Origin of the sequence: Leminorella grimontii, from assembly GCF_039789245.1 — a bacterium.
GTDB classification, from domain to species: domain Bacteria; phylum Pseudomonadota; class Gammaproteobacteria; order Enterobacterales; family Enterobacteriaceae; genus Leminorella; species Leminorella grimontii.
Genome location: NZ_CP146357.1, coordinates 3,931,591 through 3,951,907, shown reverse-complemented (window position 1 = coordinate 3,951,907; position 20,317 = coordinate 3,931,591). Strand labels below are relative to the sequence as shown.

The following is a 20,317-nucleotide window of genomic DNA, read 5'->3' as shown; positions in this document are numbered from 1 at the left end:
GCGATTCCTTATTTAAAGAAAGTTGAGTTGAAAACGCTATAAGCATAGCTGCTGTAGGGATAAACGTGTAGTGAGCGAAGGGGAAGGTTTAACGTAAAGGGAATCCGAAAAAGGGTTTAATAACAGCTACCTGATGATTTTACTTAACTTATCCCGGCGGGGGGGGGCGCCGGGAAAAGTGAGGGTTTACTTACATAAAGGGAGCAGCTGTTGGTAAAGCCTGCGAAACGTCTCGCGCTTTTCCCGGTATTCCTCATGAAGGGTTGCGTTTGGTTCGTGGCGTTGCTCCAGCGGCAGCGGCGGGCAGAACTCGGCCAGCGGCACGCTGGGGTTAACTGCAATCTGCGCCAGCCTGGCCGCGCCCAGCGCCGGGCCGACATCGCCGCCGGTGCGATATTCCAGCGCCTGCCCGCTGACGTCCGCCAACATCTGCCGCCAGTAGGGGCTACGCGCGCCGCCGCCGATAAGCGTCACGCTTTCAGGCTTGAGGCCGGTGGCGTGCAGCACGTCCATGCCGTCCGCCAGCGCAAAGCTAACGCCCTCCAGCACCGCTCGCCCCAAGTCTGCCGGGCCGTGCTCGTGGGTCAGGCCCCAGAAGGCACCCTTGGCGTTAGGGTTGTTATGCGGCGTGCGTTCGCCGGAAAGGTAGGGTAGAAACCACACCGGCGTAGCGGCGGGCTTGTTCTGCTCCACCTGCGCCAGCAGGGCGGGAACGCTGGCGGTGTTGGTCAGCCGACAGGCCCAGTCGAGGCAGGAGGCGGCGCTGAGCATTACCGACATCAGGTGCCAGGCGTTCGGCAGGGCGTGGCAGAAGCTGTGAACCGCGCTTTCCGGGTTGCTCAGGAAGCCGTCGCTGACGGCAAAATAGACGCCGGAGGTGCCGAGCGACAGCATCGCCTGCCCGGCCTTGTACAGGCCGACGCCGACCGCGCCTGCCGCGTTGTCCCCACCGCCGCCGGCGACCGGCACCTGGCCGATGCCCCAGCGTTCGGCAACGTCGGCTTTGACCACGCCCGTTACCTGAGAGCCTTCAAACAGCGTCGGCATATGCTTACGATCGAGGCCACAGGCATTCAGCAGCGCGTCGCTCCAGTCCCTCTGGCCGACGTCCATCCATAGGGTGCCTGCCGCATCGGACATGTCGCTGGCGAACTCGCCGGTGATGAGCAGGCGCAGGTAGTCCTTCGGCAGCAGTACCTTGTCGACGGCGCGGAAGATCTCCGGCTCGTGCTCCTCCACCCACTTCAGCTTCGGCGCGGTAAAGCCCGGCATCATCAGGTTGCCGGTGATTTGCCGGGAGTTGGGAACCAGACGTTCCAGCTCTTCACACTGCGCGGCGCAGCGCCCGTCGTTCCATAAAATAGCGGGGCGGAGCGGCTTTTGATGCTGGTCGAGCAGCGTCGCGCCGTGCATCTGCCCGCTCAGCCCCAGCGCCTTAACCGCCTTAAGGCTACGCTGCGCGCCCAGCGCCAGCATCGCCCGGTCGGTGGCCTGCCACCAGTCCTGAGGATTTTGCTCAGACCACAGGGGATGAGGGCGCGAAACGGACAGCGCCTCCGTATGGGTGGCAAGCACCTGCTGATGCTCGTCGAGCAGAATAACCTTTACGCCGGAGGTGCCGAGATCGATACCTATATACATAGAGCGTCCTTAACTTATTGACGTCATCGCTTGTGCCAGACAGGCACCGATATTCGTGTAGTTAGAGGAGCTAATCGGAGGGAGAGTCTTCCGTTGGGGTCGACTTGGCGTAAGCCAACGAAGTGCCCCTAGGAAGGCTATGCCCGACGCACTCCCAGAGCTAATACAAGCGTTTTCCCGGCCGAGCACTATCGTGATATAGGCACAGCGCATTCTCGGCCGGAATATACACAACAGCTAATTTAACCTATTCAAAAAAAAGGGGCACATAGGGGCCCCAACCAACCTAACCAAAAATGTAGCGATTCACCAGGTTCTCCAGCAGCTCCTGCTGGCCGCTCGGGTGCTGCGGGTGGATCTGGTTGCTTTCGGCGTACTTGGCCAGCGACTCCAGCGAGCTTTCGCCGGCCAGAATTTGCTGTCCAAGCTTGCCGTTCCAGCCCGCGTAGCGCTCGGCGATCTTCTGATCCAGCGCGCCGTCTTCCACCATCTTGGCAGCGATTTTCAGCGCCAGCGCCATGGTGTCCATCGCGCCGATGTGGCCGTAGAACAGGTCATATTTGTCGACGCTCTGGCGGCGCACCTTGGCGTCGTAGTTCAGGCCGCCGGTGGTGAAGCCGCCCGCTTTGATGATTTCATACATGATAAGGGCGTTCTCTTCCACGCTGTTCGGGAACTGGTCGGTGTCCCAGCCGAGCTGCGCGTCGCCGCGGTTGGCGTCAACGGAGCCGAAAATGCCCAGCGCGATGGCGGAGGCGATTTCGTGGTGGAAGCTGTGGCCGGCGAGCGTGGCGTGGTTAGCCTCGATGTTGACCTTCACCTCTTTTTCCAGACCGAACTGCTTGAGGAAGCCGTACACGGTGGCGACGTCGTAGTCGTACTGGTGCTTGGTCGGCTCCTGGGGCTTGGGCTCGATAAGCAGGGTGCCGTTAAAGCCGATTTTGTGCTTGTGCTCGACCACCATCTGCATGAAGCGGCCCAGCTGCTCGCGCTCCTGACGCAGGTCGGTGTTGAGCAGGGTTTCGTAGCCTTCGCGGCCTCCCCACAGCACGTAGTTTTCGCCGCCCAGGCGCTGGGTGGCCTTCATGGCGCTGACCACTTGCGTAGCCGCGTAGGCGAAAACGTCCGGATTCGGGTTGGTGGCGGCGCCCGCCGCGTAGCGTGGGTTAGTAAAGCAGTTAGCGGTGCCCCACAGCAGGCGCACGCCGCTCTCTTCCTGCTTTTTCGCCAGCACGTCGGTCATGACGGCCAGATTATTCAAATATTCTTTTACCGAGCCGCCCTCAGGAGACACGTCGATGTCGTGGAAGCAGTAGAACGGCACGTTCAGCTTTGAGAAAAACTCAAACGCCACGTCGGCCTTGGCCTTGGCGCGCTCCAACGCATCGCCGTTGCTCTGCCACGGGCGGTCGAATGAACCCGTACCGAACATGTCGGCGCCGTTCCAGCAGAACGTGTGCCAGTAGCAGGCCGCAAAGCGCAGGTGGTCTTCCATTCTCTTACCCAGAATCAGCTCATCCGGGTTGTAGTGGCGAAAGGCCAGCGGATTTTTGCCGGCGGTGCCTTCGTAGCGAACCTTGTCTAGCTTGTCGAAGTACTGGGTCATAACGGTTTCCTTTCAGCAATAGAGTGATGCCGGGTTTTGCGCGCGAAATACTGCATTTTTCGGCGCAGTCTTGGGTGCAAATATTTTCTTTAGCGCTTATCTGCGCCGTAAGCGGTTATTTTCTTTTTTAATAAAATAGAAAATACAACGTTTCCGTCGCGATGATTCTTATATTGGTGAGAATCATAAAGAGATAAAGTCAACGGGGTTATTCCCAGATTTAAATAGTGAGTTATGAAATTTAACTACTGTGATCTTCTTCACGATAAGCGTACGTTTTTCTTCGTTTGATGCTGTTTTGTTTTATTTTAACAATATGATTTTAATTGATTTTTATTTTTACGTGCATTTGGGTGGCTTTCATCTTTTTATATGTAAAACATGACTCCTCTCAAAAAAATGAAAATAAACTAAAAAACGTAATAAGGCGGTAAGAATCTGTAATTGATACGGTAGAAATAACTGATAACACTATAGCGGTGAGTATTTACCCTTTACCTACTGCGCACGTAGCGAATAGTGATACGGGCGTACAACTGAAATAGCTCGACCAAGAATAGGATGTGAACAAATGAAATTAAAGCATGTATTACTTGCCGTTTGTGCATCACTGGCGCTATCAGGGCATATGGCTAACGCCAAAGACGTAAAGATTGGGATGGCGATTGACGACCTGCGCCTGGAGCGCTGGCAAAAAGACCGCGACATCTTCGTCGCCAAGGCGGAATCGTTGGGTGCTAAAGTCTTCGTGCAGTCCGCTAACGGAAACGAAGAAACCCAGATGGCGCAGATTGAGAACATGATTAACCGCGGCGTCGACGTGCTGGTGATCATCCCCTACAACGGCCAGGTGCTGAGCAACGTGATTGCGGAGGCCAAGCGCGAGGGCATCAAGGTGCTGGCCTATGACCGTCTGATTAACGACGCCGACATCGATTTCTACATCTCGTTTAACAACGAGAAGGTGGGCGAGCTGCAGGCCAAGAGCCTGGTGGACCGCGTGCCGCAGGGCAACTACTTCCTGATGGGCGGTTCGCCGGTGGACAACAACGCCAAGCTGTTCCGTCAGGGGCAGATGAACGTGCTTAATCCGCTGATTAAAGAAGGCAAAATCAAGATTGTCGGCGACCAGTGGGTAGATGCCTGGCTACCGGAGAACGCGCTGAAGATCATGGAAAACGCCCTGACCGCCAACAACAACAAGATAGACGCCGTGGTCGCCTCTAACGACGCCACCGCCGGCGGCGCGGTGCAGGCGCTGGTTGCTCAAGGGCTGGCAGGTAAAGTCGCCATCTCCGGGCAGGATGCCGACCTGGCGGGCATCAAGCGTATCGTGGCGGGCACCCAAACCATGACGGTGTACAAGCCTATCAAGCTTCTGGCTAACGAAGCGGCGGAAATCGCGGTCGATCTGGGCAGCGGCAAAGCGCCGAAGTCCAACGCTACGCTGAACAACGGCAAGAAAGACGTACCGGCCTACCTGCTGACGCCGGTTGAAGTCGAGAAGTCCAACATCGACGCTACCGTGGTGGCCGACGGCTTCCACAGCAAAGAGAGTATCTATAACTGACGGACGCACCGGGCGCGGAGTTCCCTGCGCCCGGATCCCATGGGCGACGGTCGGTTGTGCAGAACCTTCCGTCATGTTGCCCGTAGTGTGGAGTACATCCAATGCCACATCTGTTAGAAATGCGGCGCATCACCAAAACCTTTGGCGATGTTAAAGCCGTTGACGATATTTCCCTGACGCTTGACGCGGGCCAGGTGCTCTCCCTTTGTGGAGAGAACGGCTCCGGCAAGTCGACGCTGATGAAAGTGCTGTGCGGCATTTATCCGCACGGCCAGTATCAGGGCGATATCGTGTTTTCCGGCGACGTGATTGCCGCCAAGACCATTCGTGACACCGAACAAAAGGGCATCGCTATCATTCACCAGGAGCTGGCGCTGGTGAAAGAAATGACGGTGCTTGAGAACATTTTCCTCGGCTCTGAACGCTGCCGCTTCGGCGTGATGGACTACGACGCCATGTTTCTGCGCTGCCAGCGCCTGCTGGAACAGGTGAAGCTGAACGTCAGCCCGGACGCCAAAGTGGGCGAGCTGGGGCTGGGCCAGCAGCAGCTGGTGGAGATCGCCAAGGCGCTTAACAAGCAGGTGCGCCTGCTGGTGCTGGACGAGCCGACCGCTTCACTGACTGAAAGTGAAACCGAGATCCTGCTCGACATCATTCGCGACCTGCAAAGCCACGACATCGCCTGCATCTACATTTCCCACAAGCTGAACGAAGTGAAAGCCATCTCCGACTGGATTTGCGTGATCCGCGACGGCAAGCATATCGGCACGCGGTCGGCCGTCGAGATGAGCGAAGACGACATTATCGCCATGATGGTGGGGCGCGAGCTGAAAGAGCTGTATCCGCAGTCTGAGCATGCTATCGGCGAAGAGGTGCTGCGGGTGGAGAACCTGACCGCCTGGCACCCGATCAACACCCACATCAAGCGGGTCAACGACGTCTCCTTTTCCCTGCACAAAGGGGAAATTCTCGGCATCGCCGGGCTAGTGGGGGCGGGCAGAACCGAAACCGTACAGTGCCTGTTCGGCGCCTATCGCGGCCGCTGGCAGGGAGAAATTTTCATTAACGGCAGCCCGGTGAAAATCCGCCGCTGTCAGGACGCCATCGCCCACGGTATCGCTATGGTGCCGGAAGACCGCAAAAAGGACGGCATCGTGCCGATTATGGGCGTCGGCGCCAACATCACGCTGGCGGCGCTGGACGACTTCAGCGGCCCGCTCGGCGTGCTGAACGACGCCAAAGAGCAGGCGACGATCGGCGAGTCCATCGCGCGCCTTAAGGTAAAAACTTCGTCGGTAGAGCTGGCGATAGCCCGCCTGAGCGGCGGCAACCAGCAGAAGGCGATCCTTGCCAAGTGCCTGCTGCTCAATCCGAAAATTCTTATTCTCGATGAGCCGACGCGGGGCATCGACATCGGCGCCAAGTATGAAATCTACAAGCTGATTAACCAGCTGGTGGAGCAGGGCATCGCGCTTATCGTCATTTCGTCCGAACTGCCGGAAGTGCTCGGCTTAAGCGACCGGGTGCTGGTGATGCACGAAGGGCGCATTAAGGCCGATCTACAAAATCAGGGCTTGACGCAAGAACAGATTATGGAAGCAGCACTCAGGAGTGAACACCATGGTGAATAACGTACTAACCGATACGCCGAAGGCCGCACCGCCAAAGCCCAAGCGCGTCAACCTTCAGGTTTTCGTGATGCTGGCGGCCATCGTCGTGATTATCCTGTTTTTCAGCGTCGCGACCGACGGCGCCTACATCAGCCCGCGCAATATCTCCAACCTGCTGCGTCAGACGGCGATCACCGGCGTGCTGGCGGTCGGGATGGTGTTTGTCATTATTTCGGCGGAGATTGACCTTTCCGTCGGCTCGATGATGGGGCTTTTGGGCGGCGCGGCGGCGATTTTTGACGTCTGGCTCGGCTGGCCTTTGCCGCTGACCATCGTCGTGACGCTGGCCGCAGGGTTGGTGCTCGGCGCCTGGAACGGCTGGTGGGTGGCTTACCGCAAGGTGCCGTCGTTTATCGTCACGCTCGCCGGGATGCTGGCGTTTCGCGGCATTCTGGTCGGCATCACTAACGGCACCACCGTATCGCCGACCAGCGCGGCGATGTCGCAGATTGGTCAAAGCTACCTGCCCAACGGCATCGGCTTTGGTATCGGCTTTGCGGTAATGGCGCTGTTCGTGATTTGGCAGTGGCGCCAGCGCGCCCACCGCGTAGCGCTGGGCCTGCCGGTAGCCGGCGCTTCCAGCGACGTTGGCCGTCAGAGCCTGACGGCGGTGATCCTGCTCGGCGCTATTTGGCTGCTGAACGACTACCGCGGCGTGCCGACGCCGGTACTTATTTTGGCGGCGCTGATGATGGTCGGCATCTTTATGGCGACCCGCACCGCCTTTGGCCGACGGATTTACGCCATCGGCGGCAATATCGACGCGGCGAGGCTGTCGGGCATCAACGTTGAGCGTACCAAGCTGGCGGTGTTCGCCATCAACGGCCTGATGGTGGCGATCGCCGGGCTGATTTTAAGCTCCCGCTTGGGCGCTGGCTCACCGTCGGCGGGCAACATCGCCGAGCTGGATGCCATCGCCGCCTGCGTTATCGGCGGCACCAGCCTCTCCGGAGGCGTGGGCAGCGTGGCCGGCGCGGTAATGGGGGCGTTCATCATGGCCTCGTTGGACAACGGCATGAGCATGCTCGACGTGCCGACCTTCTGGCAGTATATCGTCAAGGGCACCATCCTGCTGCTGGCGGTGTGGATGGACTCGGCGACCAAGAAGCGGGCCTGATACTTCGGCGATCCGCCCCGCACGTTTTTTTCGATCTGCGCCGCAGGGTGGGATTGGGGAACGTGCGGGGCGTTGAATTTTATAGTAAGTTTATCAACGGGTAGCGCTGCTTTATTGGGAACTGTACGCCATGTTTGAAAAACGCTTTCGCATTACGCTGCTGTTTAACGCCAACAAGGTCTACGATCGCCAGGTGATTGAGGGTGTCGGCGAGTATTTGCAGGCGTCGCTGTGCGACTGGGATATTTTCATTGATGAAGACTTCCGCTGCCGGATAGACAGCGTCAAGGCGTGGCTGGGCGACGGCGTAATTGCGGACTTTGACGATCCGGCCATCGAGCTGGCGCTCAGCGATGCGGACATCCCGGTGGTCGGCGTCGGCGGCTCCTACCACCGCGATGAAGACTACCCCAAGGCGCACTACATCGCGACAGACAACCACGCGCTGGTCAAGATGGCGTTTGAGCACCTGAAAGAGAAGGGGCTTAACCACTTCGCTTTTTACGGCCTTCCCCACGACGACACCCACCGCTGGGCGCAGGAGCGAGAGCACGCGTTTCGCCAGCTGGCGGCAGAGGGCAACTACCGCTGCTCGGTCTATCAGGGCATGGAGACCGCGCCGGAGAACTGGAAGCACGCTCAAAACCGCCTGTCGGACTGGCTGCAAAACCTGCCCGCCCACACCGGCATTATCGCCGTGACCGACGCCCGCGCCCGTCACCTTTTGCAGGTGTGCGAGCATTTAGGCATTGCGGTGCCGGAGAAGCTGTGCGTTATCGGCATCGACAACGAAGAGCTGACGCGCTATCTGTCCCGCGTGGCGCTGTCGTCGGTGGCGCAGGGCTCGCGACAGATGGGCTATCAGGCCGCCAAGCTGCTGCACCGGCTGCTGAGCGGGCAGGGCGAACTCCCCGTTCAGCGCGTTCTGGTGCCGCCGATGAAGGTGGTGGAGCGCCGCTCGACGGACTACCGCTCGCTGCACGACCCAGCGGTTATTCAGGCGATGCACTTTATCCGCAACCACGCCTGCAAGGGCATCAAGGTTGAGCAGGTGCTGGACGAAGTCGGCCTCTCTCGCTCCAACCTGGAGAAGCGCTGCCGCGATGAAACCGGCAACACCATCCATAACCTTATCCATCAGGAAAAGCTCAACCGCGCCTGTGAGTTTCTGGCGGCCAGCACGTTGTCGATTAACGAGATTTCGCAGATGTGCGGCTACCCGTCGCTACAGTATTTCTACTCGGTGTTTAAGAAGGCGCATGGGATTACCCCGAAGGAGTATCGGGACAGGTATGGGGAGTTGGTTTATTAGAGCCTGCTTTCACCAAGCGCCCGTGTTGCGGGGATGTGAAAAGGGGACGTTTTCAGGACTACCATCTTGAGCGTTTAACGGTATAATCAACGGGCTTTACCCCTCTCCGTACGGCGTTGTTTTTCTTCACGCCAGCGCCTCTGAGCCAACGGAAAGTCATCGTCCCCGGTGGGGCGGCTGGACTTCAAATCCAGATGGGGCCGCCAGCGGTCCTTGGCAGGTTCGACTCCTGTGGCTTTCCGCCAAAGATATACTGGCTGATATAATTTTTGCAGTACTATCGGTACTACGTTGACAACAAGACTCTCTCTTGGTACTCTGCGTTTCATTGAATATGCAGTACGTTAATGTACTACGAGGGGCGAAATGGAGTGGATAAAGTCAAGACGCAAGATTTTTTATTGTATTGCTTTTCTTATGAGTCCTAGCATTCTTATCGATGTTAATCTACATAAGGAAGTGAGAGAGGGCGTAGTTATTGAATCAACAAAAGTTGATTTCTCCTTTAGTTTTAAGAGGGAAGAGACTGGTGCTAAAAAAACTTTCTGAGATAGCAAGTGTAGGCGCTGGCCAGACTTTTAGGGCTAAGGCTGAGTCTGCAGTGGGGGATGTACGTCTACTGCAAATTAAAGATATTCGAGAGGGGTATTTCAGCGATATACAAAAACTTCCTTTTGCTAGCATATCATCTGATATATTAAAAATTAATTTAAGTACAGACGATATTGTGCTTCCCTTAAGAGGTGATAGGGTTGCTGCAATGATTTTAAAAAATGATGAAAAATACTTTATTACAACAACTAATCAGGTCGCTGTTATTACAGTTAATAAGGAAATAGCGCTACCGGAATATGTAATGTATTATATTAACTCATCTGAAGGGAAAAGAAAGATTTCTGAATTAAAAAGTGGAGGTTTAATATCTAATTTGAGTATTAAATTACTTTCGATTATAGAAATTCCAGTTCCTACTTTCGATATACAACGTAAGGTATTATCTCTATATAATAATTGGATTTATCAAAAAGATATTATGTATGAAATGATAGAAAATGGTGATGGTCTTTGTGAAAGTGTATGTCGAAAATTAATTTCAGGAAAGTAAGATGAAAAAAGAATATTTTGATGAGTTATGGGGTGGTTTTTCCGGAGGGGATGTTCTTTGGAAGGCTAATCTATTTCTTGAGGCTATTGCGTTTTCATATCTTTTTTCGCTTGACGATAAGAATAATATATTAAAAAAATCATATCCTTCATTTGTCATAGAAGAGGTGCTTCCTGATTTTATTAAACTTAGTAGAAGTGATTTAAATATTATATTTTTTGAATTGAATAATACGACTGGTAATAATGATAATTATTTTTTGAATAGCTTTGATAAGCTTGTGTCTAATATATTGACGGACATAAATCGTAACGATTCCCTTGATTTTTTTAATAAGATGCTTGATAGGGTTATTCAAAAAAGTTTGAGTGTAGGGGATGTGTATACTCCATCGGTAATAGTGGAATTAATGGTTTCTTTAATATCACCTAAAGTCGGTGAAAAAATAGATGATCCTGCATGCGGAACTGGAGAGTTTTTGATCTCTTGTATTAATTATTTAGGTGAGGGTAGTAAATCAACATTTATTTCTGGTAGAGATGTTAATAAGCAAAATGTAAAAATAGCGAAAATAAGGCTATTGATAAATAATTATACATTAGAATGTGTTGAAAAAAAAGAAGGTTGGAATTTCAGCCCTAGAAGTATAAAGAGTGATGTTATTATTACTAATCCTCCTTTTTCATTGAAAAATTATTCTGGAGGAGAAGAGAGTTATATTTATGGATTGCCACCTAAGTCAAATGCCGATTATGCTTTTATTCAATATGTTATTTTTAATTTAACAATAAATGGCAGGGCCGCTATTATAGTTCCTGATGGGGTTCTATTTAGGCAGGGGAAAGAGCGTGAAATAAGAGAGAAAATAGTATTAGATAAAAAAATAACTACTATTATTTCCTTGCCAAAAGGAATTTTTCCTGGTACAGCAATTTCTGCTAATATTTTATTAATAGATAAAGGTAATAAATCAGAAAAAATATTCATGATAGATTTAAGTACTAGTAATAATATTGATTTATCATATATTATTAATTTACACAATAAGAAATCTGAGACAAAATATTCAAAATTAGTTTCTATTGATGAAATCAGAAGTAATGGTTTTAATTTAACAGTATCTAAGTATTTTGATGAAATTAAAGAGAATGAAATAATAAACCTTGATTTTTTAATAAAAAAACAAAAAAAGCTTGAAGATAAACTTAATATTCTTCAGGAAGAATTCTATAAATTGTTTTGATTGCGATAATAAAATAATTTACTACTCTATATAATATGGAGTGGTAATTATTTTTTAGGGTTACTTTCCAATCTCTTTAACTCTTCCCTCCCCAACGTCTTAAACCAATTCCCCAAACTCATCCCAGCCTCCGCCGCCGCAGCTTCAAACTGCGCTTTCAACTCCGGCGCAATGCGGATTTGAAAAGTGGGAGATTTCCCCGATTTTGACTGTTTGGAATCACGTTTAGTCGTTGACATGTACGTACCTACAGATTTATCATGATCGCTATAGGTACGTACCCTACCACGGTGCGACCTGAAAATAAACGCCTCCGATGAGTATTGCAGTACCCAACGGAGGCTAACCACAGTCAACTACCCAGGAGCTGATCATGGCTAACCCCCATTCTACCCCAAAATCCCCCATTTCCCGAACTGAACGTCGCTACCACGTGAGATATCGCCCGCTGCACGCGAAAAGAGACGTCCCGATGCTGAATATCTCCGGCCTTTGGCTAAAAGAAGTAGGGTTCGACATCGGCAAAGGGTTTACCGTCAAGGTGATGAACGGCTGTCTGGTATTGATAGCCGACACCGATCGTGAAACGGTGCTGAGCGCTCGCCTTAAGCAGGTTCAATGCGCGGTGAAGAATGTAAAAACGGCCATCGCGGTTTGACGCAACGCGGGGCTGATAGGTAATTTTCGTTAGCCCCGCTTAAACAGAGAAATGCGAGAAGCCTTCCTAATTCTCAAATCCATTTATAAAGAAGGCGAGCCTGAACAAAATGCAACTTATAAGCCTTACTTACAGGTTCGATAATTGCGAAGCGGCGCTAAGCCTAGCCTTGAGCCGGTCGATAATTCAGTTATTCGGTAAAACCGAACAACAGCCCCTCACCCCCGCTTCCCGCCTACATTCGATAGCTGACAAGACCCCCCATAAAGCGCTATCGCTACTAAAAATGAAGCCAAATCTGAATACAACAGGTCATTTATCCTTTCGTCCACCATCGCTTGATAGCGCACAAAAAAACCCCTAATATCCCAAACATGCCCCCACCATCCGGGCAAAAAAATCAACAAAGCGCTTCCCTTTTCTTGTAAAACGCGGTTAAATTTAAAATCATTTTTTATGCATAAAAATGCATTTTGTGATTAAAAGAAAATAAACCGATTTTGCCATCAGCATATCAAGCAGGGTTCTATCTTATGACAACGATTCTCAAGCATCTCCCCGTAGGTCAACGTATCGGTATTGCCTTCTCCGGTGGGCTGGACACCAGCGCCGCGCTGCTGTGGATGCGCAAGAAAGGGGCGGTTCCCTATGCCTACACGGCGAATCTGGGCCAGCCGGATGAAGACGATTACGAGGAGATCCCTCGCCGCGCGATGGAGTACGGCGCGGAAAACGCCCGCCTGATCGACTGCCGCAAGCAGCTGGTGGCGGAAGGCATTGCCGCCATCCAGTGCGGCGCGTTTCATAACACCACCGGCGGGCTGACCTACTTCAACACCACGCCGCTGGGCCGCGCGGTCACCGGCACCATGCTGGTCAGCGCTATGAAGGAAGACGGCGTCCACATCTGGGGCGACGGCAGCACCTATAAGGGTAACGACATCGAGCGCTTCTACCGCTATGGCCTGCTGACCAACGCCGAGTTGAAAATCTACAAGCCGTGGCTGGACACCGACTTTATTGACGAGCTGGGCGGGCGTCAGGAGATGTCCGAGTTTATGACCGCCTGCGGCTTCGGTTACAAGATGTCCGCCGAAAAGGCCTATTCCACCGACTCCAACATGCTGGGCGCGACCCACGAAGCCAAAGATCTGGAGTTCCTTAACTCCAGCGTGAAGATCGTCAACCCGATCATGGGCGTGAAGTTCTGGGATGAAAACGTCAAGATCGCCGCCGAAGAAGTAACCGTTCGCTTCGAACGGGGCCACCCGGTGGCGCTGAACGGCAAAACCTTTAGCGACGACGTCGAAATGATGCTGGAAGCCAACCGCATCGGCGGCCGCCACGGCCTAGGCATGAGCGACCAGATCGAGAACCGCATCATCGAAGCGAAAAGCCGCGGTATCTATGAAGCTCCGGGCATGGCGCTGCTGCACATCGCCTACGAGCGCCTGCTGACCGGCATCCACAACGAAGACACCATTGAGCAGTATCACGCGCACGGTCGCCAACTGGGTCGCCTGCTTTATCAGGGCCGCTGGTTCGACTCTCAGGCGCTGATGCTGCGCGATGCCCTACAACGCTGGGTCGCCAGCGCCATTACCGGCGAAGTGACGCTGGAGCTGCGCCGCGGCAACGACTACTCCATCCTTAACACCGTCTCTGACAACCTGACCTACAAGCCGGAACGGCTGACGATGGAAAAAGGCGAATCAGTATTCTCACCGGATGACCGCATCGGCCAACTGACCATGCGCAACCTGGACATCACCGACACGCGGGAGAAGCTGTTCGGCTACACCCAGGTCGGCCTGCTGTCCACCTCCTCCACCGTCGGCCTGCCGCAGGTAGAGAATCTGGAAAACAAGGCGGAATAATTTCGCTATATCCCAAAGGCCGCCGTCAGGCGGCCTCAATTTATTCTATTGGTCATTATCTGAAACAGGCTCTAGTCATTAACGGGGTTAAACGGAGGGAGAGCGCTACTCGCTACGCTCGCCCTTCGAGCCAACACTGCGTGTTGTTCAACGCCTAAAGGCGTTGTCCGTGGGGGGCGACTTGGCGTAAGCCAACGACAAACCGGCAAAGCTGGTTTGAACAACGCTTGCGCTGGCCCTTTAGGGTGAAGCCCGAAGGGCTTCATAACTGCCCGTAGGAAGGCTAGGCCCGCCGCACTCCAATACTAATAAAGGCGCCCTCCCGACCGAGCACGGCGGTGATATAAGCACAGTGTATTTTCGGTCGGAATATCCTCTGAAGCCGATTTAATGAGGCTTTAGATGCCTAAATAGAGGCCATCGGCGTTTCAATCCACCCTCAAAAATCATTCCCCCATTTATGTTAACCCCATCACATTTCCCCCACTAACCGCCCCCCTCCCCATGGGAAACTCACATTCTCATTTTTCTTAAAAAGCAATTGGCCGAGAATTTCGGCTATTCATGCAGCAATAGGCGCGGTTGGGTTATACCCTAATAAATAGCAGCGCTTATTCACCTAAACGGGAGTCCCTCATGCGCGGTAGTCTTAGCTCAGTCTTCGATTCAGAGCTGTATTCATCTCTGTTCACACAGCCGGAAATGAAGCAGATCTGGTCCGATGAAAACCTGATCAACTGTTGGCTGACGTTTGAAACGACCATCGCCCGCGTGCAGGCGGAACTGAACATTATTCCGACCCAGGCGGCGGACGACATCGCCGCCACCTGCCGTACGCTTAAGATCGACTGGCCGCGGTTGGCCGCCGACACTCGCTCGGTCGGCATGGCCATTAAGCCGCTGGTCGATCAGATAACCGACGCCGGTACGCCGCTGGTGAAAAAATATCTCCACTGGGGATGCACCACGCAGGACCTGCTGGACACCGCGCTGGCGATGCGCGTGAAGCAGTCCCTTCTCCTGTTGCGCGGTCAGCTCGTAACCCTCGGTGAGAATTTGAAGGGCATGGCGCTGGCGCACAAGGCGACGGTGATGGTGGCCAGAACCAACTCGATGGATGCGTCCGCCACCACTTGGGGGCTACAGGTCAGCAGCTATCTGGGGGAAGTGGCTCGCCACCTTCAGCGCCTCGATAGTTTGTACCCGACGGCCATCACCGGCATGTTCGGCGGCGCGGTGGGCAACCTGTCGTCCGTGGGCATGCACGGCATGGAAACCCGCAGAAACCTGATGAACGCCCTGGGGCTGTCCACACCTGTCGGCATGATGAACGCCAGTCAGGACAACGTCGTGCAGGTGGTTCAGTTCTTCGCGTTGGTGCACGGCACGCTGTGCCGGATGGCCAACGACGTGGAAAATATGGGCCGTGCGTCGATCGCCGAAGTGCGAGAAGGCGAGGGCGGCGGCGGCTCCAGCACCATGCCGCACAAAACCAACCCGCGCGCCAGCAACATGATCCAGACGCTGTCCCGCATGGGCTGGATGTATGCGTCCGGCTCCGCCAACCTGCTCGACCAGCAGGACGTCCGGGCCGCATCCATGCGCGTGCTCAACTGGACGGTATTGCCGGAGGCCGCGCTGGCGCTGTCCGCCAGCCTGGATCGCGCCTGCCGCCTGGTGGCGCACCTGGTAGTCGACAAGCAGAGAATGAGAGACAACTTCAGCGCGTCGAAAAACTTCATTATGTCCGAATCCGTGTCGATGAGGCTGGCCGACAAAATCGGCCGCGACGAAGGCTACCACATCATGAAGGCGCTACTGAAAGACGCCGACGGCTCGAAAGATCTCCAGCAGCTCGCCCTCGGCTGTGAGCGAATTCGCGAAACGCTGACGGAGGAAGAGATCCTCGCCGCCTGCGATCCTTCTTCCTACCTCGGCTGCAACGATGCGCTGATTGATGAAACCGTCGCGTTTTTTGACTCGGTGGAGAAAACGCTGAAAGCGTAACGGGAATTATCGGAATGAAGCCCCGCAAGAGCGATCTTTCGGGGCTTCATTTTTGGAAATAGCCTATTTCGGCAGCGGTGAAAACGTCTCAAAAAAGACGAACAGCTCTTCCAACTGGTCAAAGTTGCCTTCGCCTTCCCCCTGTTCGTACGCCAGATGCAGCACCAGCTCAACGAAGAAGAAGCCGATAATCCGGCTTTTGAACACTGACTGGGCGTCGCTCGGCAGGACAAACTGCAAATTGCAGAACTTGCCGTAGGGGTTGGACTCCGAGTTGGTCAGCAGTACCACCACGGCGTCCTTCTTGCGAAACCACTCCGTCACCCGGATAACCACCCGGTTAAACCGGTAGTAGGAAAAGACGATCAGCACGTCGCGGTTCGAGATATTCAACAGGGACTTCGGCAAATCGCCCGCGTCGACGGAAAGCAGCGTCACTTTATCTCTGAAATACTTGATAAGCGTCGTGAAGTGCTCCGCCATGGCGTGAGAAGAAGAAGGGCCAATCACGTAGATGCGCCGCTCGGCGTCTAAAATCAGCTTGATGAACTCGTCCAGGCTTTGGATATCGATGCTGTTCTTGAAGCTTTCAAACAGGGCGGAGACGTTCTTGTTAAATTCGGCGACGATCTCCGCCGTGGAGGTTTTGGGCCTTTCCTGCGCGCGGGACGCCAGCTCGAACGGCGGTGCCAGCTTTTGCTGCGACAGGGTGTCTTCCAGCGCGCGCCGGAAGGCGGAATAGCCGGTATATCCCAGCTTGTTTAAGAAGCGACCGACGGTGGCCTTGCTGACCGCCGCGTTGCGGGCCAGATCGACGATACCGTGGAAGGGGAGTTCGCTAAAGTGCCTCTTGATGTAGTCGTCGAGTCGGCATTCTGAGTCGGTCAGCGAATGCAGGTTGGCCGTTTGTGCAATATAGTCTTCCAGCGTCAGCGGGACGTTGTTTTTCATTGACTGCTGCTCCTGAGCTGTATCCATGACGCTCTGTCGAACTGCGATCCCGCGCACATTTTATTGTGAGAAAAAGAGTTTCTCATTTAGCTGAAGATCCCCCACTCCTACTATGGCTCCGTAAAGGATCCGCGCAATAACCAAAGAACGTCATACGCACGATTTACTTAGGCGCGAAGCGATCTCATCGTAGTTCTTTCCACCCGGAAAAACAAACAGAAGGACACACCACATGACCGCACTCATCGTCGCGATAGTGATTACGATCGTTGCCGCATGGTTGATTATCAAAAATTATCAGCCGCAGACCGTGCTGCTGCTGGCGGGGCTTTTGCTGCTGACTATTACCGCCATTTTTTATCCGGAAAAAAGCATTCTGTACGGCAAGGCGGCGTCGACGGGCTCCGTCTGGCTGGATATCTTCGCCTTTGCCAAAGGCTCGCTGACGACCCAGATCGCGGGCATCGGTCTTATCATCATGGCGGCGGGCGGCTTTGCCAGCTACATGGACCACATTAAGGCCTCGAACGCGATGGTTAACGTCTGCATTCGCCCTTTGCAGGTAATTAAGGCACCGTACCTGATTCTGGCGCTCGGCTACATTTGTGCGCAGATGCTGCACGTGGCGATCTCCAGCGCGGCCGGGCTTGCGATGCTGCTGTTGGTGACCTTCTTCCCGGTGCTGGTTCGCTTAGGCGTGAGCAAAGCGGCGGCGGCGGCCATGATCGGCCTGTGTGCGTTTATGGACCTCGGCCCGGCGGTGGGCACCGCGAACCTGGCGGCCAAGCATGCGGGGATGGAAGCGGCGGTTTATTTTGCGCACTATCAGATGCCGGTTGCCGTGGCGGTTATGGTTGTGGTGTCGGTGCTGATTTTCTTTACCGCCAAGTACTACGATAAAAAAGAGGGGCACGTCGTCGTTATTCAAGACGCGGTTGACGCGAACGCCCCGAAGGAAGAGCAGGCGCCGACCTTCTACGCGCTGCTGCCCGTCTTCCCGGTGATTCTGGTGCTGGTGTTCAGCCCGCTGGTTATCAACACCATCAAGATTGACGTCGTGACCGCGATGATTATCGGCACGCTGACGGCGTTTGTGTGCGAGCTTATCGTCAAACGCGACCTCCTCGCCTGCTGCAAGGGCGTTCAGGTGTTTTTCAAAGGCATGGGCGGCATGTTCACCAGCATCGTTTCCCTGCTGGTCTGCGCCGATATCTATGCGCAAGGGATGCAAACCATCGGCGCCATCGACTATCTGCTTGAGTCGGTGCAGAACGCGGGCTTCGGCTTTACCAGCATGACCATCGTGATGACGCTGCTGGTGGGCATCACGGCGGTGCTGACGGGCTCAGGCGTCGCGGCCTTTTTCTCCTTCGCGGGCCTTGCGCCATCCATTGCGACCAAGTTCGGCGCCAGCGCGGTCAGTATGATCCTGCCGATGCAGCTGATGGCGGGGATGGGGCGCTCTATCTCTCCGGTGGCGGGCATCATCATTGCGGTCAGCAAGGCCGGTGAATGTTCGCCGTTCGCCATCGTAAAACGAACGCTGATCCCCGCGCTGGGCGGCATCGTGACGATGTTTGTGGTGAACTTCCTGGTGTTTTGACGCAGGAACATTTTCTGACGAAATTAACGCGTCGCCCGGTGAACGTGCAGTTTGCCGGGCGATGTGTTTGTAAGATGTAAAAAGCATTAGAAGGCGTGAACGAACGCCTTTAATGCGTTAACCGTCATCGATAAACCCTGTTTTAACAGCATATCCAAAAAAACGTCCGCAGCCATTGGCGGATGCTTGAGCGAATGGCGCTGCCGTCTCACGGCTTCAAGCGTTAAGCCGCGATTGAGGTCGAACAGATCGGAGATAAACTCATCCGGGTGGAGGGCTTCGACGTTAAACGGCGCCAGTGAGTGATGCGGAAAGTCTTTTTGGTTGAACGTTACAATCACTTCAGCCTTGGCGCGTATCGCCGCCGCCAGCACGTGCCTATCGTCTTCATCGGGAAGCGTTAACCCTTTTATCAACGGTTCATAGCGCGTGACGTTCGCGTCCGGCAGGGCGTGGTTCATCAGGCTAACGGTGCGCCTGAGTGCTTCAGGCGCGATGTCAGGCCGTTTCTCCAGCAGGTTGGTTCGCCATTCATCCTGAATGCGATCGCTCCATTTCGGTTGATATAAACCCACGATCCCTAAGTGCATCAGTAAATCCCTTAACCTCGCGGGATACAGCACGCACGCGTCCCTTCGGGCTGGGGCTCTTTTTTCGCATTGCCGCGTTGCTCACGGCTTATTGGGTCCACCCAACCTCACCTTCGCGCGCTTTCTTATAGGCCATCAGGTCTGCAAACAGCACCCTGCGATGTCGCCCGGTTTTGTGAAACGGCAGCTTGCCTTCTTCCAACAGTTTCACCATGTGAGGGCGCGAAACGTTGAGCATGTTGGCGGCTTCCTGCGTCGTCAGCTCCGCGTGAACCGGTACGATCTGCACGGCGTTGCCGGCTGCCAGCTCTCCAAGGATGTCTATTAACATCGTCAGCGCGCTGGTTGGCAACTCGATAGTGTGGGTTTTGCTATCCGCGTCCAGAATTGAAATCCGCTGAGTTTCCAGTTTCGTAGAAAGATGCGCGATAAGTTCCCGTTTTCCCCGCTGGGCCAGCTCAATTTCGTGGGGATCGGGAAGGCTAAGATGGGGTAACGTTGTCGCCATAGCGATTATCCTCTGTTCGTCGTTTTCAAGAGAATAATCGAAATAAACGAAAATAACAATATTCGAAATAAACGAAATTTCAGGGGCTTCTGTTCTACGCCCGCGTTACCTTTCCCCCCGCGTCGACAAACGGCTCGGTGGCTTCGTCAGGTGCGGACTTATCGGTAATCAGATGCCACCTTGCCGGGAACGGCGCCCAGGCGGACTGGGAGGCGGCGCCAAGCTTGGTGCTGTCGGCCAGAATGAAGGTTTCCGCCGCCTGACGCATCATCAGGCGCTTGAGAGAGGCCTGTTCGAGCGTCGCTTCGCATAGGCCCCGGTCGGCCACCACGCCGTCGGCGCTGGTGAACAGGCGAGCGGCGGTGAGGGTGCGCATCGCTTCTTCCGCCAGAGGGCCGTAGCTGGTCATGCTGATAGGACGGATGGTGCCGCCGAGCAGAATAAGGGAAATGCCGGGCGCGTCGGCCAGCAGCCAGGCGACTTTCATATTGTTGGTAATGACGCGAAGGGTTCGTTCCCGCAGTAGTTGAGCGAGAGCGGTAACCGTCGATCCGCCGTCGAGAATAATGGTTTCTTCGTCCTGAATGTAGGATGCGGCGGCGCGTGCGATGGCCTGCTTGGCTTCGATGTTGCGCACTTCGCGCTCCGCCAGGGTTTCTTCAACCCCAATGGGGGCAAGAATGGCGCCGCCGTAGGTGCGCATAACCGCTTTTTCTTTGGAAAGGCGCTGCAGATCGCGCCGCACGGTGGAGGGAGAAACGCCGAAGCGTTCCGCCAGCACGTCGACGTCGGCTTCGCCCTCGGCGAGGGCTATCAGAATTTGTTCTCGGCGTTCTCTGCTTTGGCGCATGGTAGCCTA

Annotated in this window: 17 protein-coding genes and 1 tRNA gene; 11 read left to right on the top strand and 7 right to left on the bottom strand. The window is 54.4% G+C overall.

What is annotated here, in order from left to right:
• Positions 1-186: 186 nt before the first annotated feature.
• The gene (xylB, locus tag V8L73_RS18100; protein ID WP_347253651.1) at positions 187-1,641 is read right to left on the bottom strand and encodes a xylulokinase; all 1,455 of its coding nucleotides are present in this window, start codon (positions 1,639-1,641) and stop codon (positions 187-189) included.
• 286 nt (positions 1,642-1,927) lie between these two features.
• Positions 1,928-3,247, bottom strand: coding sequence for a xylose isomerase (gene xylA / locus V8L73_RS18095; protein ID WP_027275095.1), 1,320 nt, complete (start codon positions 3,245-3,247; stop codon positions 1,928-1,930).
• 571 nt (positions 3,248-3,818) lie between these two features.
• Between xylA and xylF the strand changes: the two genes are divergently transcribed.
• From xylF to V8L73_RS18060, 7 genes are all read left to right on the top strand, one after another.
• Positions 3,819-4,817 carry a D-xylose ABC transporter substrate-binding protein gene (gene xylF / locus V8L73_RS18090; RefSeq protein ID WP_027275094.1) on the top strand — a complete coding sequence of 333 codons (999 nt, stop codon included), beginning with the start codon at positions 3,819-3,821 and terminating at the stop codon, positions 4,815-4,817.
• A gap of 101 nt (positions 4,818-4,918) precedes the next feature.
• Entirely contained in the window at positions 4,919-6,448 is a 1,530-nt protein-coding gene (locus tag V8L73_RS18085) for a xylose ABC transporter ATP-binding protein (protein ID WP_261832153.1), read from the top strand.
• The gene (gene xylH, locus V8L73_RS18080) at positions 6,438-7,604 is read left to right on the top strand and encodes a xylose ABC transporter permease XylH (protein WP_347253650.1); all 1,167 of its coding nucleotides are present in this window, start codon (positions 6,438-6,440) and stop codon (positions 7,602-7,604) included. Before V8L73_RS18085 ends, xylH begins: the two co-directional genes overlap by 11 nt.
• A 130-nt stretch (positions 7,605-7,734) precedes the next feature.
• A complete protein-coding gene (gene xylR, locus V8L73_RS18075; protein ID WP_347253649.1) occupies positions 7,735-8,916 on the top strand; it encodes a D-xylose utilization transcriptional activator XylR in 1,182 nt (393 codons plus the stop codon).
• Positions 8,917-9,066: 150 nt separating this feature from the next.
• Positions 9,067-9,161 (top strand) — tRNA-Sec (locus tag V8L73_RS18070).
• Positions 9,162-9,394: 233 nt separating this feature from the next.
• Positions 9,395-10,021: a restriction endonuclease subunit S gene (locus V8L73_RS18065; RefSeq protein WP_347253648.1), complete on the top strand. Its 627-nt coding sequence runs from the start codon at positions 9,395-9,397 to the stop codon at positions 10,019-10,021.
• A gap of 1 nt (position 10,022) precedes the next feature.
• Positions 10,023-11,264, top strand: coding sequence for an N-6 DNA methylase (locus V8L73_RS18060; protein WP_347253647.1), 1,242 nt, complete (start codon positions 10,023-10,025; stop codon positions 11,262-11,264).
• A 47-nt stretch (positions 11,265-11,311) separates the two neighbouring features.
• Here V8L73_RS18060 and V8L73_RS18055 read toward each other — a convergent pair whose 3' ends face one another.
• Entirely contained in the window at positions 11,312-11,503 is a 192-nt protein-coding gene (locus tag V8L73_RS18055; RefSeq protein ID WP_347253646.1) for a toxin-antitoxin system HicB family antitoxin, read from the bottom strand.
• A gap of 134 nt (positions 11,504-11,637) precedes the next feature.
• Here V8L73_RS18055 and V8L73_RS18050 point away from each other — a divergent pair, with 134 nt between their 5' ends.
• From V8L73_RS18050 to V8L73_RS18040, 3 genes are all read left to right on the top strand, one after another.
• Positions 11,638-11,922, top strand: a complete 285-nt coding sequence (locus tag V8L73_RS18050) for a SymE family type I addiction module toxin (protein ID WP_347253645.1) — start codon at positions 11,638-11,640, stop codon at positions 11,920-11,922.
• Between the two features lie 533 nt (positions 11,923-12,455).
• Positions 12,456-13,799 (top strand): argininosuccinate synthase, encoded by a 1,344-nt coding sequence (gene argG / locus V8L73_RS18045; protein ID WP_027275089.1) that lies wholly within the window; start codon positions 12,456-12,458, stop codon positions 13,797-13,799.
• A gap of 636 nt (positions 13,800-14,435) precedes the next feature.
• The gene (locus tag V8L73_RS18040; protein WP_347253644.1) at positions 14,436-15,806 is read left to right on the top strand and encodes an adenylosuccinate lyase family protein; all 1,371 of its coding nucleotides are present in this window, start codon (positions 14,436-14,438) and stop codon (positions 15,804-15,806) included.
• A 63-nt stretch (positions 15,807-15,869) separates the two neighbouring features.
• On the opposite strand, the gene V8L73_RS18035 is transcribed toward V8L73_RS18040, so the two are convergent.
• Positions 15,870-16,757, bottom strand: coding sequence for a MurR/RpiR family transcriptional regulator (locus V8L73_RS18035; RefSeq protein WP_027275087.1), 888 nt, complete (start codon positions 16,755-16,757; stop codon positions 15,870-15,872).
• A gap of 232 nt (positions 16,758-16,989) precedes the next feature.
• Here V8L73_RS18035 and dcuC point away from each other — a divergent pair, with 232 nt between their 5' ends.
• A complete protein-coding gene (dcuC, locus tag V8L73_RS18030) occupies positions 16,990-18,360 on the top strand; it encodes a C4-dicarboxylate transporter DcuC (RefSeq protein ID WP_261832159.1) in 1,371 nt (456 codons plus the stop codon).
• An 86-nt stretch (positions 18,361-18,446) separates the two neighbouring features.
• Here the strand turns inward: dcuC and V8L73_RS18025 are convergent, their stop codons facing one another.
• From V8L73_RS18025 to V8L73_RS18015, 3 genes are all read right to left on the bottom strand, one after another.
• The gene (locus tag V8L73_RS18025) at positions 18,447-18,950 is read right to left on the bottom strand and encodes a PIN domain-containing protein (protein ID WP_347253643.1); all 504 of its coding nucleotides are present in this window, start codon (positions 18,948-18,950) and stop codon (positions 18,447-18,449) included.
• An 88-nt stretch (positions 18,951-19,038) separates the two neighbouring features.
• On the bottom strand, positions 19,039-19,458 hold the full coding sequence (locus V8L73_RS18020) for a helix-turn-helix domain-containing protein (protein WP_347253642.1): 420 nt from the start codon (positions 19,456-19,458) through the stop codon (positions 19,039-19,041).
• A gap of 94 nt (positions 19,459-19,552) precedes the next feature.
• Positions 19,553-20,308: a DeoR/GlpR family DNA-binding transcription regulator gene (locus V8L73_RS18015; RefSeq protein WP_347253641.1), complete on the bottom strand. Its 756-nt coding sequence runs from the start codon at positions 20,306-20,308 to the stop codon at positions 19,553-19,555.
• Positions 20,309-20,317: the final 9 nt, after the last annotated feature.